This is a genomic window from Pseudomonas sp. NPDC090208 (assembly GCF_044746785.1).
Taxonomy (GTDB): Bacteria; Pseudomonadota; Gammaproteobacteria; order Pseudomonadales; family Pseudomonadaceae; genus Aquipseudomonas.
Genome location: NZ_JBIVCU010000013.1, coordinates 87,230 through 103,380 on the forward strand (window position 1 = coordinate 87,230; position 16,151 = coordinate 103,380).

Consider the following 16,151-nt stretch of genomic DNA (forward strand, 5'->3'; position numbering starts at 1 on the left):
TCCCTATCTTCAGGCTCGGACTTGATATTTTCCCAAAATGACTCGCTTATCAACCGCAATAACTGACAATTTTTGTCACATCCCTCACCGCTATTTGGCAGCCAAGCCTGACTACGCTATAACCCTCACAATGTCTGTGTCTGGTGGCTGTAATGACTGATGTCGTCCTCACCGGTTTGGCGAAGCAACTCGTCGTAGCCGAACTCCTCAATGAAAAAACTGCCCAGCAAGCCTATCAACAGGCTCGCCGAGACAAGGTCTCACTGGTCAACTACCTGGTGCAGAACAAACTGGTCAAAAGCCTGACGTTGGCAGAGCTAGCATCCGATCAGTTCGGACTGCCCTTTTTAGACCTGAACACGCTTGACAAGGAAAGCCAGCCAAAAGGGCTTGTCAGCGAAAAACTGATACGCCAGCACTCCGCCCTACCTTTATGGCGTCGAGGCAACAAACTTTTCGTCGGTGTGTCAGACCCGACCAATCATCAGGCAATCACCGATATCCAGTTCAGCACTGGGCTCAACACCGAGGCCATCCTCGTCGAGGACGATAAACTCACCACGGCGATAGAAAAGTTCTTCGACAGCGCGTCTGGCTTTAATGAAATGGCAGATGTCGACCTTGGCCTCGAAATCGAGACGGTCGACGAAGGCAAGGAAAGCTCGATAGTCGGCCAGGATGCTGACGACGCGCCAGTCGTACGCTTCGTCAACAAAATGCTGATGGACGCCATCCGTCTTGGCTCGTCGGATTTGCACTTTGAACCTTACGAAAAGATCTTCCGCGTGCGCCTGCGCACTGACGGCATTCTCCACGAAGTAGCCAAACCGCCCACCCAACTGGCGGGTCGCATTGCCGCCCGGTTGAAAGTCATGGCAGGCCTGGATATCTCCGAACGTCGCAAGCCGCAAGACGGCCGAATCAAGCTGCGTATATCGAAGAGTCGTGCCATAGACTTCCGGGTCAATACCTTGCCCACGCTGTGGGGAGAGAAAATCGTGATGCGGATTCTCGATCCCACCAGCGCGCAGATGGGTATTGATGCATTGGGCTATGAGCCAGATCAGAAAGCACTCTACCTCGAAGCGTTGAGCAAACCGCAGGGCATGATTCTGGTGACTGGCCCAACCGGCTCCGGCAAGACCGTTTCGCTCTATACCGGTCTCAATATTCTCAACACCACCGACATCAACATCTCCACAGCTGAAGATCCTGTCGAAATTAACTTGGAAGGCATCAACCAGGTCAACGTCAACCCTCGCCAAGGCATGGACTTCTCTCAGGCGCTGCGCGCATTCCTGCGCCAAGACCCGGATGTGATCATGGTAGGTGAGATCCGAGATTTGGAAACTGCCGAGATCGCCATCAAGGCCTCGCAAACAGGACACATGGTTTTATCTACGCTGCACACCAACAGCGCTGCGGAAACGCTGACACGTCTGCATCACATGGGATTGGCTGCATTCAATATTGCGACATCCATCAACCTGATCATTGCCCAGCGACTGGCCCGTAAGCTTTGTCCGCATTGCAAAGCAGAGATCGATGTACCTAAAGAGACCCTGCTTACCGAAGGTTTTCCCGAAGAAAAAATTGGCACTTTCACCCTCTATTCGCCCGTTGGCTGCGAGCAATGCAATGCAGGCTATAAAGGCCGTGTCGGCATCTATGAGGTGGTTAAAAACACTCCAGCCTTGGAGCGCATAATCATGGAAGAAGGCAACGCGCTGGAAATTGCTGCACAGATGCGTAAGGAAGGCTTCAACGACCTACGCACTTCCGGTCTTCTGAAAGCAATGCAAGGTTTGACCAGTCTTGAAGAAGTCAACCGAGTGACCAAGGACTGAACATGGCGACTAAAGCAGTAAAAGCCAGTGTTTATGCCTGGGAAGGCCTGGACAAAAAAGGGACAAAAGTGACCGGGGAATTGAACGGGCATAATCCTGCCCTGATCAAGGCCCAGCTCCGTAAACAGGGTATCAACCCGACCAAAGTCAGAAAAAAATCCGTTTCAATTTTCGGTGCCGGAAAAAAAATCAAACCGCTGGACATCGCCTTTTTCAGTCGGCAAATGGCAACGATGATGAAAGCCGGGGTTCCACTGCTCCAATCCTTCGACATTATCAGTGAAGGCGCCAGCAATCCGAACATGCGAAAGTTGGTTGACGACATCAAGCAAGAAGTGGCCGCTGGCCATAGCCTTGCGACCTCACTACGTCGCAAACCGGAATATTTCGATGACCTCTACTGCAACCTTGTAGACGCGGGTGAACAGGCGGGAGCCTTGGAGGCCTTGCTGGATCGAGTAGCCATGTACAAGGAAAAGACAGAATCACTGAAAGCCAAAATCAAGAAAGCGATGAGTTATCCAATCGCAGTGGTGGTAGTCGCCTTTGTCGTTTCTGCGATTCTATTGCTTAAGGTCGTGCCTCAGTTTCAGACTGTGTTTGAAGGTTTTGGCGCCAAACTTCCAGCCTTTACCCTGATGGTGATTGGGCTTTCAGAATTGGTACAAAATTACTGGTACATGCTCTTGTTCGGCATTGCCATAGCGTTCGTTGTCTTTCGACGCGCTTACAAGACGTCAGAAAAATTCAGAGACTGGTTGGATCGCCTGCTACTGAAAATTCCGGTCATCGGCCCATTGCTGTACAAATCAGCAGTTGCTCGCTATGCCCGAACCCTTGCTACAACATTCGCTGCCGGTGTTCCCCTCGTAGATGCTCTGGACTCCGTGGCGGGCGCGACTGGTAACGTGGTCTTCAAAAATGCCGTAAACAAAGTTAAGCAGGATGTCTCTACTGGTATGCAGCTTAATTTTTCGATGCGTAGTACTGGCGTATTCCCAATGTTGGCAGTGCAAATGACCTCAATTGGCGAAGAGTCAGGTGCTCTGGACTCCATGCTCGATAAGGTTGCTACGTACTACGAGGAAGAAGTCGACAACATGGTCGACAGTCTGACGAGCCTGATGGAACCGATGATCATGGCTGTATTGGGCGTCATTGTTGGCGGCTTGGTCATTGCCATGTATCTACCTATATTCCAGCTCGGAAACACTGTCTAACCATGTCCTTCCTCGACCTCCTGGCCAGCTCCCCGCTGGCCTTTGTTTTCTGCACCTTCGTTTTAGGCCTGTTGGTGGGTAGCTTCCTCAATGTGGTGATTTACCGCCTGCCGAAGATGATGATGCGCGACTGGAAGATTCAGGCGCGCGAGGTGCTTGAGCTCCCAACTGAGCCGCAAACCGAAACCTTCAATCTGATCCTGCCCCACTCCCGCTGCCCGCATTGTTCGCACAAGATCCGCGCCTGGGAAAACTTGCCGGTGGTGAGTTGGTTGGCGCTCGGCGGCAAGTGTTCGGCGTGCAAGGCGCCGATCAGCAAGCGTTATCCGTTGGTGGAGCTGGCGTGCGGGGTGTTGTCGGCATTTGTGGCCTGGCATTTCGGGTTTGGCTGGCAGGCGGGTGCGGTGTTGCTGTTGAGTTGGGGTTTGTTGTCGATGAGTCTGATCGACGCCGATCATCAGTTGTTGCCGGATGCAATCGTGTTGCCGTTGTTGTGGCTGGGGTTGATCGTCAATGCCTTCGGCCTGTTTGCCTCGCTGACGGATGCGCTGTGGGGCGCGGTGTTCGGCTATCTGGTGTTGTGGTGTGTGTTCTGGCTGTTCAAGCTGGTCACCGGCAAGGAGGGCATGGGTTACGGCGATTTCAAATTGCTGGCGATGCTTGGGGCCTGGGGTGGTTGGCAGATTCTTCCGTTGACGATTTTGTTGTCGTCGCTGGTTGGTGCGGTGTTGGGCCTGATTCTGCTGCGTCTGCGCAACGTCCACACCAGCACGCCGATTCCGTTCGGGCCGTATCTGGCCATCGCGGGGTGGATCGCCTTGCTCTGGGGTGATCAAATAACCACTTCGTATTTGCAGATCGCCGGTTTCAGATGACTTCTCGCACACCCTCCCCCTGGATTCTGGGCCTGACTGGCGGCATCGGCAGTGGCAAGAGTGCCGCTGCGCAGTGTTTCGTCGATCTGGGCATTCATCTGGTCGACGCCGATCAGGCCGCGCGCTGGGTGGTCGAACCGGGGCGCCCTGCCCTTGCGCAGATTGCCGAGCATTTCGGTGCCGGCGTCTTGCAAGCGGACGGCACGCTGGACCGCGCGGCGCTGCGTGAACTGATCTTCAAGGATCCGCAGCAGCGCGTGTGGCTGGAAGGCCTGCTGCATCCGCTGATTCGTGAGGAGATCACCCGCTATCTGGCCCGTGCCGAGTCGCCCTACGCGATTCTGGTGTCGCCGCTGTTGCTGGAAACCACTCAGCACACCATGGTCCAGCGCGTGCTGGTGATCGATGTGCCGGAGGCTTTACAAATCCAGCGCACGGTGCTGCGCGACAAGACCAACGAAGAGCAGGTCCGGGCGATTCTCAAGGCCCAGGCCAGCCGCGAAGAGCGCCTGAGCCGTGCCGACGATGTGATCGTCAACGACCGCGATCCGGCCTGGCTGAAAAGCGAGGTCGAACGGTTGCATCACTTTTATCTAACTTTGCGTGGAGGCCAATGATGAGCCAGACAACGACCGTCAAATGCCCAACCTGCGGAGCCCCGGTGGAGTGGACCCCGGAGAGCAAGTTCCGGCCATTCTGTTCCGACCGTTGCAAATTGATCGACCTGGGCGCCTGGGCGTCAGAAGAACATGCGATCCCGGTAGCGCCGGATGCTGAAGATGAACTGTTTTCCGGCGAGTTCGATCCGAAACACCACTGACCTGACGCGATGCGACACCTGAGCGCTATCAGGTGTCGCCATCGTCTACCCATTGGTCTGATAAATACCTCGTGCGGTTGAACGTCTCCAGCCACTCCGGACAGAACACCACCAACGCGGTGATGACCATGCCGTTGATGAAGGCTTCGGGGAAGATGATCAGCCACAGGTAGCCTATGAAGTCGCCCAGCCATTCCGGCATCGCGAACAGCCCGTCGAACCACAGCAGGCTCATCGCCAGCAGCAGGCAGGACAGTGCCGCCAGCGCTGCGGCAAAGAAACCCGAGCAGAAAATATAGGTGAAGGGATTTTTCGGTTGGGCGCGCTCGACCAGCAGGAAGCAGCCCTCGGTCACCAGTACCGGCAGGCCCACCAGCAGCAGACCGTTGACGCCCAGCGGCGCCAGATCCTGATGCCCCACGACCATGATGCCCAGTTGGGCAATCAAGCCGCCGACGATTGCCAATGGCCAGTTCAAAAGCAGGGTGACGGCGGTCATGCCGAGGAAGTGATAGGACACGCCGGTGTCGAAATCGCGGCGCAGCAGCCAGAGCAGAAACAGGGCGAACACGGTGCCGAAGAACACGTGCTGGCGGCGGGTGTCGGTGAGCAGTTCGAGCCATGGACTGCGCCACAGCGCCCACAGGAGGACGGGCAGGTAAATGAGCCAGCCGAGAATCATGGTTTCGGGGGTGAGAACCTGGGCTCCGATCATGGCGACGTTCTTCCTGATGCGGATTAAGGAAGCAGCCTACACCTTATGAAACAGTCTGCGTGTCGAAACCAATAACACCCGAAGACGTGATTTTATTCACGTCCCCGGGTGTAAGAATGTGTGTCTCCTTCGTCAGACTCGAACTCAGCTCACCTTACGCTGGGGAGCGCCGTGGACCATGGTGTAGGCGTAGTCGACGCCCATGCCGTACGCGCCGCTGTGTTCCAACACCAGTTCCATCACGGCTTCGTAGGTGTCCTTGTGCGCCCAGTCGCGCTGGAATTCCAGCAGCACCTGTTGCCAGGTCACCGGTACTGCGCCGGCCTGAATCATCCGCTGTACGGACATGTCATGGGCTTCCTTGGTGGTGCCGCCGGATGCGTCGGTGACGATGTAAACCTCATAGCCTTCTGCCAGTGCGTCGAGCGTCGGGAAGTTCAGGCAGACCTCGGTCCACAGCGCGGCGATGATCAGTTTCTTGCGCCCGGTGGCTTTGACCGCTTCCACCAGTTTCTTGTCTTCCCAGGAGTTCATCGAGGTGCGCTCGATGGGTTGGTGATCCGGGAACACACCCAGCAGTTCCGGCCAGATGAAGCCGCTGAAGCTCTTGGTTTCTACCGAAGTGAAGATCGTCGGCACGTTGAAGATCTTCGCCGCCTTGGCCAGGCCCACCGTGTTGTTCTTCAACGTTTGCCGGTCGATCGACTGTACGCCGAACGCCATCTGAGGCTGGTGGTCGATCAGGATCAGAGCGGAGTTCGATGGGTTCAGCAGTTCGCGAATAGACATGGTGTGTTCCTTTGATAATGGTCTGTATGGGTCGCCGCGTTCAGCTCTGGGCTGTTGTTTGCTGGCTTGGGAGTAAATTTACGGGCTAGCCGTTTAAGGAACAATTCCCTAAACTTGAGACTCATTGTTTCCAATACAGGGACACTCATGGATCGCATTGAATGCATGCGCGCGTTTGTCGCCACGGTCGGCGCCAACGGTTTTGCCGCAGCTGCCCGCGCACTGGACGTACCGCGCTCGAAAGTCAGTAAACAGATTCAGGCGCTGGAAGAAGCCATTGGCGTGCAGTTGCTGCAACGTACGACGCGCAGCCTGCATCTGACCGAAGCCGGGGCCGAGTACTACGATGCTTGTCGCGATGTCATCGCCTCGCTGGACGAAGCCGAGCAGCGGGCGCGTACCGGCATGGGCGAGATCCGTGGGGTGTTGCGGGTCAACGCACCGATGTCGTTTGGCTTGAGTCGGTTGGGGCCGCTGATCCCCGCGTTCAACGAACGGCATCCCAATGTGGAATTGCAGGTGGTGCTCAGCGACCAGCAGGTTGACCCGGTCAAGGGCGGTTTTGATGTGACCATCCGTATCGCCAGCATGCCGGATTCGTCGATGATCGCCCGCTCGCTGGCACCGGCACCGCGGTTCATGGTCGCTTCGCCGGACTATCTGGCGCGCGAGGGTGTGCCGCAGTCGCCGAAGGATCTGGCTGATCACAAATTCCTGACGTATGGCTATCTGCAGAGCGGTGTCAGCCTGCAACTGTGCAACGGCAAGGAAACCCAGCGGGTGACGGTGAGCGGGCCGCTGCACGCCAACAACGGCGACATTCTGGCCCAGGCGGCGGTGTCCGGCATGGGCATTGCGCTGCTGCCGAATTTCATCGTTGAACGGGCGATTGCCGATGGTCGTCTCAAGCCGGTGCTGTGCGAATGGCAGGCCCCGGCGATTTCGGTCAACGCGGTGTATCCGTCGGCACGCCGGGTGCCGTTGAAGACCCGGGCGTTCATCGATTTTCTGGTGGAGCGGTTGTCGATCGACACGGCGCGGATTTGATCCCTACGACACGTCGCGCTGCCTTACCCCTGTAGGAGCTGGCTTGTCCTGCGACCGGCGGGGAACCCGTCGTAAAACCTACCAATGCGGTCTGTCTGATACACCGCATTTGCTGATTTTACGACTGCTGCGCAGCCGGTCGCAGGGCAAGCCAGCTCCTACAGGGGGCGCGTACCTCAATCCTTAGACCACCGCCCCCACCGGCTCCTTGCCGTCCAGCACCGCTGCCAGGCTGGCGAGGACCATTTCGCCCATGCGCGTGCGGGTCTGTACGGTAGCGCTGGCGCGGTGCGGTTGCAGGACTACGGTTTCCAGGCCGAACAGCGCTTCCGGTGCGCGGGGTTCGTCGACGAACACGTCCAGGCCGGCGCCAGCGATGCTGCCCGCTTCCAGTGCAGCAATCAGTTCAGGCTCGTTGACCACGCTGCCACGGGCGACGTTGATCAGGTAACCGTCGGCGCCCAGCGCTTCCAGCACTTTGCCGTTGATGATGCCCTTGGCTTTGTCGGCTGCCGCCGCGACGATCAGCGCGTCGCTATTGCGGGCCAGTTCCACCAGGTCGCCGACGAAGGTGTACGGCACATCACTCATCGGGTTGAGGTCGGTGTAGCTGATCGGGCAGCCGAATGCGGCGGCACGGGTGGCGACGGCGCGCCCTACCCGGCCCAGGCCGACGATGCCGATGCGCATGCCGCTGAACTGGCGGGCCAGCGGCAGTGGCGCCAGCGGTGTCGGGCTGGTTGCCCACTGGCCGGAACGCACGAAGCGGTCGCCGGTGTTCAGGCCACGGCAGGCCGAAATCAGCAGGCCGATTGCCAGGTCAGCCACGTCTTCGGTCAGCGCGCCGATGGTTGCGGTCACGCGAATGCCGCGATCCCGCGCATAGGCCAAATCCACCGCGTCGGTGCCGACGCCATTGACCGCAACCACTTCGACCTTCGGCAGTTGCTCCAGCACTTCACGGGTGATGCCGGTGTGGCCGCCGGTGACCACGCCGCGGATGTTGGCGCCGTGCTCGCGCAGGTAAGCGGCCTTGTCGGTCTGCTGAAAGTACGGGCGCACGGTGTACAGCTCGTTGAGACGGGCGTTGATTGCCGGGATCAGGATCGGGCTCAGCTGCAGGATTTCAGGTTTCATTGGGTATCACTCTTGGCAGATTCGGAAGACGTTCAACCACGGCCCACGAAAGGCATGTTGGTCGCCATCACGGTCATGTTCAGGACGTTGGCCGACAGCGGCAGCGCGGCGATGTAGCGCACGGCATCGGCGATGTGCTGCACGTCGATCATCGGTTCCACGGCAATCGAGCCGTTGGCCTGACGTACGCCCTTGGTCATCCGCACCGACAGCTCGGTCAGGGCGTTGCCGATGTCAATCTGGCTGCAGGCGATGTTGAACTCGCGGCCGTCCAGCGCCAGGCTCTTGGTCAGGCCCAGCACCGCGTGTTTGCTGGCGGTGTACGGCGCGGTGAACGGGCGCGGCACGTGGGCCGAAATCGAACCGTTGTTGATGATCCGGCCACCCTGCGGCGACTGTTTGCGCATCAGGCCGAAGGCGCCTCGGCTGCACAGGAAAACGCCGGTGACATTGGTCTCGATCACGCTCAGCCATTTCTCGATGGGCAGTTCGTCCATCGGCACCGCCGGGGCGTTCACGCCGGCGTTGTTGAACACCACGTCGAGACGGCCGTAGACCTCTTCGATGGTGGCGAACAGTTGATCGACGCTGGCCGGGTCACGCACGTCAGTGGACACCGCCAGTGCTTCACCGCCCTGCTCGCGGGCCAGCGTCACCAGTTCTTCCAGCGGCTCGATACGGCGGCCAGTCACCACCACCTTGTAACCGTCGGCCAGCAGGGTCAGGGCGACGGCACGACCGATACCGCTACCGGCGCCGGTGACCAGGGCAATTTTCGAAAGGGCTTGAGTTGTCATTGTTGTTCTCCTGTAGCGGGTCTGAATGCTGTGCTTGTGGATAAGTCAGTCGGCGCGACGGCGGCCGATGCGCACTTCGAATTCGCCGATACCGCTGATGCCGCCGTTGATCACGTCGCCCGCTTCAAGCGCGGCAACGCCCGGCGGTGTGCCGGTCATGATCAGGTCGCCAGCACGCAGGCTGACCGAACGCGACAGCTGGCTGATGACTTCACTGACCGACCAGATCTGGCTGTCCAGGTCGGAACGCTGGCGCTCCACACCGTTGACCGCGAGCCAGATCGCGCCCTGCTGCGGATGACCGTCGCGGCTGGCCGGCTGGATGGCGGTGATCGGGGCCGAACCGTCGAACGCCTTGGCCGGCTCCCACGGATTGCCGACGGCCTTGGCTGCCATCTGCAGGTCACGGCGGGTCAGATCAAGCCCGGCGGCATAGCCCCAGACGTGCGCCAGCGCGTCGTCTTCATCGATCTGGAAACCGTCCTTGCCGATGGCGACGACCAGTTCGATTTCATGGCAGAACTGTTCGGTCTGCGGCGGAAAGTCCAGCTCGCCCGTGGCATCGATCACCGAGGTCGCCGGCTTCATGAAAAACGCCGGAACTTCGCGGGTTGCATTCGCCGAGTCGCCCCAGTGGTAGTTACGGCCCAGACAGAACACCCGGGAAACGGGGAAGCGCGCATCGCTGCCACTGACCGGCAGGCTGGGGATTTGCGCGGGTTCGAATACAAAGTTGCTCATGTAATGTCCTTCAGTTCGGTGAGGCGTGATGCATGTCTCACGGCTTGCGCAGACTCCTGTAGGAGCGAGCTTGCTCGCGATAGCGGTGTGTCATCAGGTGTGTTCGTCGCAGAAAGACCGCGATCGCGAGCAAGCGAAGGCCTACAAAAAAGAGGGCCGTTTCATCCAGAGACTACGGGATCGAACTTCGCCAAAGTTGGACAAAACCGTGTTCACGCTGGACTAAAGCACTCAATCTTTCGCCCACAAAAAAGGCGTATTTGCATACGCCCTGCCTAAGTTGGCTCAAGTTCACACACACATCTTTTGAAAAGTGGCTGCGGGCTGGACGCCTTCGGCGTAACGCACCCATGCTGCGTTAAAAACAGGCTCGGAATGCTCATTTAGGTACCTAAAGTCGAACGCGACCCCGGCCGTTCCTCGCCTCTTTTTGCCTTGCATGGCTTTCGCTCGCCGACTTTTCGAGGCTGTTTATTTCGCTTTCAATTCGATCCGGTAAATCTTGCCGAGCAACAGCGAATAAGACAGGGTTCCGATCAACGCCACACCGCCAATAAACCAGAACGCCCAGGCGAAGTTGCCGGTGACGTGGAGGATCTGGCCGATGACGATCGGGGTGACGATGCCGCCGATGTTGGCTGCCAGGCTGGTGATGCCGCCGGTCAGGCCGATCAGTTCTTTCGGTGCGATTTCCGATACCGCGGCCCACGACGACGAAGCGATGCCCTGGGCGAAGAAGGCGATGGTCAGCAGCGCGATGCACAGTTCATTGGAGTCGGTGAAGTTGACCAGCATGATCGACATGCCCAGCGCCGAACCCACCACCAGCGGCAGTTTGCGCGAGAACGACAGCGAGTAGCCGCGACGGATCATCATGTCGGCGATGACTCCGGCCAGCAGCACGCCGACGGTGGCGCCAATGAACGGCAGCACGGCGAAGATGCCGACCTTGACCATGGTCAGGTGACGCTCTTCGATCAGGTAGGTCGGGAACCAGGTCAGGAAGAAATACAGCGCCGAGGTGCTGGCGAACTTGCCCAGGCAGATCGCCCAGACCTGCCGGTACTTCATCAACTCGGCAATCTGCGCCCACTTGAATTTGTTCTTTTCCTGGCTGCTTTTGACCAGACCGCCGCCGTCTTCGATGTAGGCCAGTTCTTCCTTGCTGACTTTCTTGCAGTTCAGCGGATCGCGGTACAGGTACAGCCAGGCGATGCCGAACAGGATGCCGACGATGCCGGTGCTGTAGAACACGTGGCGCCAGTCGTAGGTGGTCGCCAGCCACAGCAGCAGGCCGGTGAACAGCGCGGTGCCCAGGTACTGACCGCAGACGTAGATACTGCTGGCCATGCCGCGTTCACGGGCCGGGAACCACACGGTCACCGCGCGGCTATTGGCCGGAAACGCCGGCGCTTCCATGGCGCCGATGGCCAGACGCAAACCGAACAGCGAAGCGAAACCGCCGGCCAGCCCTTGGCAGACGGTGACGGCGGACCAGGAAATCAGCGAAGCGCCGTAGGTCAGGCGCGAGCCGAAACGGTCGGCGATGAAACCGGCCGGCACCAGAGCGAAGGCGTAAGTCCAGGCGAATGCGGAGAAAATCAGGCCCATCTGGACTTTGTCCAGGCCCAGGTCCTTGGCCATGAACGGTGCAGCGATGGAGATGTTAACGCGGTCGACGTAGTTGATGATCGTCGCGATCAACAACAGCGAGAGCATGAACCAGCGACGGTGAGAGGTGGGGCGAGCCGGAGCGGCGGCAACAGGTGCGGCCACGACCGCATCGATCGCCTGAATGTCAGGGTTGCTCGACATGAGAATTCCTCGTTGTTTTTATTGGAATCGAGTGATGAAGCGCACCTTTAAGTTATCGTACGACCGGTTTTAAACAAGCCGCTGCTTAGAACGTTTTTAAATTTCAGGCCTGCGGCGTCAGTATTTGTCCAAGAAATCCGGCAGCGCCAAAGCGCCTCAATCTGCCGGATTTTCTTTCTGTAAATGCCGTTCTAGAGCACTGCAACTTTATGGAGAGGCGCCGCGCTTTTTTGGACATGAAAACTGGCGCTCACCTGCAGAAAGGTTTTGAATACAGTCATACGACAACCGACAATAAGGAACAAGAAACGAGGACCGCATGATGGATTCTGCCCACCGCATCCCCACCTACGGCATGCAGCAACGCAGCGAACGACCGGACTTCTACATCCGCGACAAGACCGAGGGCAAAGGCGAGACGGCGCCCCATCGTCATGAGTATTTCCAGATCCAGATCAACCTCGGCGGCGACACCGTGCAGCACATCGGCGGCGTGGTGCGGCCCTTTCCGCGCAACACCCTGGCGTTCATCCTGCCGCACAAACTGCACCTGATCCCGCATCCGCCAGAAGGCAATTTCCTGCTGATCAACTTCGCCCAGACCTTTCTGCTGCCGCAGTTGCAGTGCGACCCGCTGGACCTGGAAGACGTCGCCATCGCCCTGGCTCCGGAGCTGTCGCCGTTCCGTTTTCAGGAGCACCTGGATTTCACCTTGAGTGCCGACGACTTTGCCGAAGTGCAGCAGTTGCTCGACCGCATGCGCGAGCTGGACCGCAACCGCCAGTTCGGCACCCGCGAGATTCTCAAGGGCTGTCTGTTGCAGCTGATCGGCATGGTCTGCCAGTTGTATGCCGAACCGATCAAATTGCTGGCCGACGACAACGCCGCCGAACGCAGTCGTCGCGATGCTTTGGCGCGGATGTCGGAATACGTGCGCAAGCATTTGAGCGACCCGGACCTGAGCCTGAAGAAGGCCGCGTCGGCGGCGTTTCTGTCGCCCAACTACCTGACCCACTGGCTGCGCAAGGAAGTCGGCAAGACCTTCAGCGAGCTGGTGCTGGAACGGCGCATGCACCTGGCGCGCACGCTGCTGCTCAATGGCAGCAAACCGGTGGGCGAAGTGGCGCGGCTCTGTGGATTTGCCGACGAGGCGTATTTCTCCCGACGCTTCCGCCACGCCCACGGCATGCCGCCGGGGCAGTTCAGGAAGCAGCGGGATTTATGAGTTCGCCGCGCTACCTGTAGGAGCTGGCTTGTCCCGCGACCTGGCGCGGAGCGGCAGCAAACCCGGCAAACGCGGTTTGCCTGAAACACCGCGTTTACCGATTTTACGACTGCTACGTAGCCGGTCGCAGGACAAGCCAGCTCCTACACCTCACGAGCGCCACCGCTGGCAAGCCAGGCTGCTGCGTTGAATCTGTGGGAGCGGGCTTGCCCGCGAAGAGGAAGCTCATCCGCCAAAGATGTGTGGACAGCGCCGCCCCTTCGCGGGCAAGCCCGCTCCCACAGGGGTATCACGAGAATCCGGGTTTTCTTTCTCCCTGCGACAGCTAAGCTCTCCCCCATGGATGACTCCGACTATCTGCGTCTACTGACGATCCAGGCCGAGCAAGCCAATACGTTTCTGTCCAATGCACGTAAATGGGAACGTGAACGCTGGGTATGCCAGCGCTTGCTGCAGGGCCTGAACATTGCTCACCGCGCCGACGATTTCCTGCCCGCCGGGCAGGAGCCGCCGGACGTACTGTTTCGCGATGCCTGTTTTGAAGTGTTTTTCGTGCTCGACGAAGGTCGCCGTCTCAACGACGAATGGCGCGAGGAATTGCAGCGTCGGCGCAGCGCGTTTTCCTTGAGCCAATTGGTGCGCCGCGAAGCCCGGCCACGGCGAATTCCGGCGGCCGAACTGTTGCGTCGGCTGGCGCCGACCCTGCGCAAGAAGGCGCACAACTACAAGGAACGCGGGCTGGACCTGGGCGAGCTGGACATCATCGCCTTTGCCAGTCTCAAGCGCGAAGTGCTGGACCTGAACAGCCATTTCCCGCCGCCAACCGAATATCTGCGCCAAGGCTGGCGTTCACTGTCGCTGGTCGGCCCGACCTTTGCCCGGGTGCTGTTTGCCCACCCGGACGCGCCGGATTTTCTGCGCACCAACCTCGGCCGCAGCGTGGTGTTCGACGTCGGCATCAGCCTGTGATGGCGGATTTCCCCGGCGAATGTTACAAAGCGCCTTATCGCGGTCGACATGCGGTGTAACGAATCTTCGCCGTCGACCGTCTACGACCTTAAAGCAACAGACCCTGTCGTTTACTGACACCGATCAATGTTCAAGACGAGGCTCGAATGACCAGTCGCCTGAACCCTGACGACCAAAAGCGTGTCGAAGAGTACCTTCGCGCCCCCCAGCACCAAGTCGAGCGCCGGCCCTTCCGGCCCTGGCTGCTCCTTGTGATCGTGCTGGCAGTGGTGATCGGACTCGGTCTGTTGAGCCGTTTATTGAGTTATCTGGCGCTATGAGCTGCCTTGCGCTCGCCCGGATGGCACTGATGAGAATTCCCTAGCCTTATGAGATATCCCCATGACTCATCGTATCGTGATCGTCGGCGGAGGCGCCGGCGGTCTGGAACTGGCGACCCGCCTGGGTAAAACCCTGGGCAAGAAAGGCACGGCCAGCGTCACGCTGGTGGACGCCAATCTGACCCACATCTGGAAACCGCTGCTGCACGAAGTGGCCGCCGGTTCGCTCAACTCCTACGAGGACGAGCTGAACTACGTGGCGCAGGCCAAGTGGAATCACTTTCAGTTTCAGCTCGGGCGCATGACCGGGCTGGACCGTGAGACCAAGCGCATCCAACTGGCGGCGACCTACGACGAGCAAGGCACCGAGCTGGTTCCGGCGCGCACGCTGGACTACGACACGCTGGTGATTTCCGTCGGCAGCACCACCAACGATTTCGGCACCAAGGGTGCGGCCGAGCATTGCCTGTTCCTCGACACGCGCAAGCAGGCCGAGCGCTTCCACCAGCAATTGCTCAATCGCTATCTGCGTGCCCACGCCAGCGAAATCGACGCCAGCGAAGAGATCAACGTCGCCATCGTCGGCGCCGGTGCCACCGGGGTCGAGCTGGCCGCTGAACTGCACAACGCCGCCCACGAACTGGCGTCCTATGGCCTGGGCCGGATCAAGCCGGAAAACCTGCGCATCACCGTGATCGAAGCCGGTCCACGGGTGCTGCCTGCGCTGCCGGAACGCATCGGCGGCCCGGTGCATAAAACCCTGGAGAAGCTGGGCGTCACCGTGCTGACCAACTCGGCGGTGAGCGAAGTCACGGCGGAAGGTCTGGTGACCAGCACCGGCCAGGTGATTCCGGCGACGCTGAAAGTCTGGGCGGCGGGCATTCGTGCGCCGGCGTTCCTTAAGGACATCGCCGATCTGGAAACCAACCGCATCAACCAGTTGCAGGTCAAACCGACGCTGCAGACCACCCGCGACGACAACATCTTTGCGTTCGGCGATTGCGCGGCTTGCCCGCAGAAAGGCACCGACCGCAATGTGCCGCCACGGGCCCAGGCCGCGCACCAACAGGCATCGTTGCTGGTGAAGTCGCTGAAGCTGCGGATCGAAGGCAACAACGCCCTGCCGGAATACAGCTATCAGGATTACGGCTCGCTGATCTCGCTGTCGAAGTTCTCGGCGGTGGGCAACCTGATGGGCAACCTGACCGGCAGCGTGATGCTGGAAGGCTGGCTGGCGCGGATGTTCTACGTGTCGCTGTACCGCATGCACCAGATGGCGCTGTACGGCACCTTCCGCACCCTGATGCTGATGCTCGGCAGCCGTATCGGTCGTGGAACCGAGCCACGGATGAAGTTGCACTGAGGTCTGTGGTCGATTGCCCGTCGCCTGTCATGCGGCGGGCGCTTTCCCCGTAGCAGTCCGGCTTGCCGGCGTCGGCGCCCATCGCGGGCAAGCGCGCTCCTGCAGGTTGGGTGGTGCGCCGGCGCTTCTGATTCTGGCCGAAGGCCGTGGGAGCCGGCTTGCTGGCGAATGCGGCAGACCTGTAACAACGATGGCGACTGACACCCCGGTTCGCCAGCAAGCCGGCTCCTACAGGATCATTGTCAGCCGCAGGAGATGGGCATCAACGCGATCCGTGGGAGGGAGCCCTGCTCGCGAAAGCGTCAGTTCAGACACCCCAGCATCGACTGACACACCGCATTCGTCGGAATGCCGCCCAGAGCAAGCGCGCTCCTACAGGTTGGGTGGTGCGCCGGCGCTTCTGATTCTGGCCGAAGGCCGTGGGAGCCGGCTTGCTGGCGAATGCGGCAGACCTGTAACAACGATGGCGAC

General features: G+C 59.5%; 16 protein-coding genes. 10 read left to right on the forward strand and 6 right to left on the reverse strand.

The window, feature by feature from the left end:
- Positions 1–152: 152 nt before the first annotated feature.
- The 5 genes from pilB to yacG are packed head-to-tail and all read left to right on the forward strand — an operon-like array spanning position 153 to position 4,762.
- Complete coding sequence (gene pilB / locus ACIPL0_RS21135; RefSeq protein WP_400596367.1) at positions 153–1,847, forward strand: type IV-A pilus assembly ATPase PilB; 1,695 nt, start codon at positions 153–155, stop codon at positions 1,845–1,847.
- A 2-nt stretch (positions 1,848–1,849) separates the two neighbouring features.
- Positions 1,850–3,067 (forward strand): type II secretion system F family protein, encoded by a 1,218-nt coding sequence (locus ACIPL0_RS21140; RefSeq protein ID WP_400596369.1) that lies wholly within the window; start codon positions 1,850–1,852, stop codon positions 3,065–3,067.
- A gap of 2 nt (positions 3,068–3,069) precedes the next feature.
- Positions 3,070–3,942, forward strand: coding sequence for a prepilin peptidase (locus ACIPL0_RS21145; protein ID WP_400596371.1), 873 nt, complete (start codon positions 3,070–3,072; stop codon positions 3,940–3,942).
- Positions 3,939–4,559: a dephospho-CoA kinase gene (gene coaE / locus ACIPL0_RS21150; protein WP_400596373.1), complete on the forward strand. Its 621-nt coding sequence runs from the start codon at positions 3,939–3,941 to the stop codon at positions 4,557–4,559. Before ACIPL0_RS21145 ends, coaE begins: the two co-directional genes overlap by 4 nt.
- On the forward strand, positions 4,559–4,762 hold the full coding sequence (gene yacG / locus ACIPL0_RS21155) for a DNA gyrase inhibitor YacG (RefSeq protein ID WP_400596375.1): 204 nt from the start codon (positions 4,559–4,561) through the stop codon (positions 4,760–4,762). The genes coaE and yacG overlap by 1 nt, the downstream gene beginning before the upstream one ends.
- 28 nt (positions 4,763–4,790) lie before the next feature.
- Here yacG and ACIPL0_RS21160 read toward each other — a convergent pair whose 3' ends face one another.
- Both ACIPL0_RS21160 and ACIPL0_RS21165 read right to left on the reverse strand, forming a co-directional pair.
- A complete protein-coding gene (locus ACIPL0_RS21160; RefSeq protein ID WP_400596377.1) occupies positions 4,791–5,477 on the reverse strand; it encodes an energy-coupling factor ABC transporter permease in 687 nt (228 codons plus the stop codon).
- Positions 5,478–5,621: 144 nt separating this feature from the next.
- A complete protein-coding gene (locus ACIPL0_RS21165) occupies positions 5,622–6,266 on the reverse strand; it encodes a hydrolase (protein ID WP_400596379.1) in 645 nt (214 codons plus the stop codon).
- Positions 6,267–6,413: 147 nt separating this feature from the next.
- Between ACIPL0_RS21165 and ACIPL0_RS21170 the strand changes: the two genes are divergently transcribed.
- Positions 6,414–7,313 (forward strand): LysR substrate-binding domain-containing protein, encoded by a 900-nt coding sequence (locus ACIPL0_RS21170; RefSeq protein WP_400596381.1) that lies wholly within the window; start codon positions 6,414–6,416, stop codon positions 7,311–7,313.
- Between the two features lie 183 nt (positions 7,314–7,496).
- On the opposite strand, the gene ACIPL0_RS21175 is transcribed toward ACIPL0_RS21170, so the two are convergent.
- The 4 genes from ACIPL0_RS21175 to ACIPL0_RS21190 form a co-directional block, all read right to left on the reverse strand.
- Entirely contained in the window at positions 7,497–8,450 is a 954-nt protein-coding gene (locus ACIPL0_RS21175; protein ID WP_400596383.1) for a 2-hydroxyacid dehydrogenase, read from the reverse strand.
- A 32-nt stretch (positions 8,451–8,482) separates the two neighbouring features.
- The gene (locus ACIPL0_RS21180) at positions 8,483–9,247 is read right to left on the reverse strand and encodes an SDR family oxidoreductase (protein WP_400596385.1); all 765 of its coding nucleotides are present in this window, start codon (positions 9,245–9,247) and stop codon (positions 8,483–8,485) included.
- Between the two features lie 45 nt (positions 9,248–9,292).
- Entirely contained in the window at positions 9,293–9,988 is a 696-nt protein-coding gene (locus ACIPL0_RS21185; RefSeq protein WP_400596387.1) for a fumarylacetoacetate hydrolase family protein, read from the reverse strand.
- Positions 9,989–10,459: 471 nt separating this feature from the next.
- Positions 10,460–11,803, reverse strand: a complete 1,344-nt coding sequence (locus ACIPL0_RS21190; protein WP_400596389.1) for an MFS transporter — start codon at positions 11,801–11,803, stop codon at positions 10,460–10,462.
- Between the two features lie 322 nt (positions 11,804–12,125).
- Here ACIPL0_RS21190 and ACIPL0_RS21195 point away from each other — a divergent pair, with 322 nt between their 5' ends.
- The 4 genes from ACIPL0_RS21195 to ACIPL0_RS21210 all read left to right on the forward strand — a co-directional run bounded on the left by ACIPL0_RS21195 (position 12,126) and on the right by ACIPL0_RS21210 (position 15,680).
- On the forward strand, positions 12,126–13,028 hold the full coding sequence (locus tag ACIPL0_RS21195) for a helix-turn-helix transcriptional regulator (protein WP_400596550.1): 903 nt from the start codon (positions 12,126–12,128) through the stop codon (positions 13,026–13,028).
- 339 nt (positions 13,029–13,367) lie between these two features.
- On the forward strand, positions 13,368–13,997 hold the full coding sequence (locus ACIPL0_RS21200; protein WP_400596391.1) for a DUF1780 domain-containing protein: 630 nt from the start codon (positions 13,368–13,370) through the stop codon (positions 13,995–13,997).
- Between the two features lie 146 nt (positions 13,998–14,143).
- Entirely contained in the window at positions 14,144–14,317 is a 174-nt protein-coding gene (locus tag ACIPL0_RS21205; RefSeq protein WP_400596393.1) for a DUF3094 family protein, read from the forward strand.
- A gap of 61 nt (positions 14,318–14,378) precedes the next feature.
- Positions 14,379–15,680, forward strand: coding sequence for an NAD(P)/FAD-dependent oxidoreductase (locus tag ACIPL0_RS21210; protein WP_400596395.1), 1,302 nt, complete (start codon positions 14,379–14,381; stop codon positions 15,678–15,680).
- The last annotated feature ends 471 nt before the right edge of the window (positions 15,681–16,151 follow it).

Bases quoted from the DNA above. Each gene is read 5' to 3' on its own strand.
- pilB (WP_400596367.1), top strand. From the start codon at position 153: ATGACTGATGTCGTCCTCACCGGTTTGGCGAAGCAACTCGTCGTAGCC.
- ACIPL0_RS21140 (WP_400596369.1), top strand. From the start codon at position 1,850: ATGGCGACTAAAGCAGTAAAAGCCAGTGTTTATGCCTGGGAAGGCCTG.
- ACIPL0_RS21145 (WP_400596371.1), top strand. From the start codon at position 3,070: ATGTCCTTCCTCGACCTCCTGGCCAGCTCCCCGCTGGCCTTTGTTTTC.
- coaE (WP_400596373.1), top strand. From the start codon at position 3,939: ATGACTTCTCGCACACCCTCCCCCTGGATTCTGGGCCTGACTGGCGGC.
- yacG (WP_400596375.1), top strand. From the start codon at position 4,559: ATGAGCCAGACAACGACCGTCAAATGCCCAACCTGCGGAGCCCCGGTG.
- ACIPL0_RS21160 (WP_400596377.1), bottom strand. From the start codon at position 5,477: ATGATCGGAGCCCAGGTTCTCACCCCCGAAACCATGATTCTCGGCTGG.
- ACIPL0_RS21165 (WP_400596379.1), bottom strand. From the start codon at position 6,266: ATGTCTATTCGCGAACTGCTGAACCCATCGAACTCCGCTCTGATCCTG.
- ACIPL0_RS21170 (WP_400596381.1), top strand. From the start codon at position 6,414: ATGGATCGCATTGAATGCATGCGCGCGTTTGTCGCCACGGTCGGCGCC.
- ACIPL0_RS21175 (WP_400596383.1), bottom strand. From the start codon at position 8,450: ATGAAACCTGAAATCCTGCAGCTGAGCCCGATCCTGATCCCGGCAATC.
- ACIPL0_RS21180 (WP_400596385.1), bottom strand. From the start codon at position 9,247: ATGACAACTCAAGCCCTTTCGAAAATTGCCCTGGTCACCGGCGCCGGT.
- ACIPL0_RS21185 (WP_400596387.1), bottom strand. From the start codon at position 9,988: ATGAGCAACTTTGTATTCGAACCCGCGCAAATCCCCAGCCTGCCGGTC.
- ACIPL0_RS21190 (WP_400596389.1), bottom strand. From the start codon at position 11,803: ATGTCGAGCAACCCTGACATTCAGGCGATCGATGCGGTCGTGGCCGCA.
- ACIPL0_RS21195 (WP_400596550.1), top strand. From the start codon at position 12,126: ATGGATTCTGCCCACCGCATCCCCACCTACGGCATGCAGCAACGCAGC.
- ACIPL0_RS21200 (WP_400596391.1), top strand. From the start codon at position 13,368: ATGGATGACTCCGACTATCTGCGTCTACTGACGATCCAGGCCGAGCAA.
- ACIPL0_RS21205 (WP_400596393.1), top strand. From the start codon at position 14,144: ATGACCAGTCGCCTGAACCCTGACGACCAAAAGCGTGTCGAAGAGTAC.
- ACIPL0_RS21210 (WP_400596395.1), top strand. From the start codon at position 14,379: ATGACTCATCGTATCGTGATCGTCGGCGGAGGCGCCGGCGGTCTGGAA.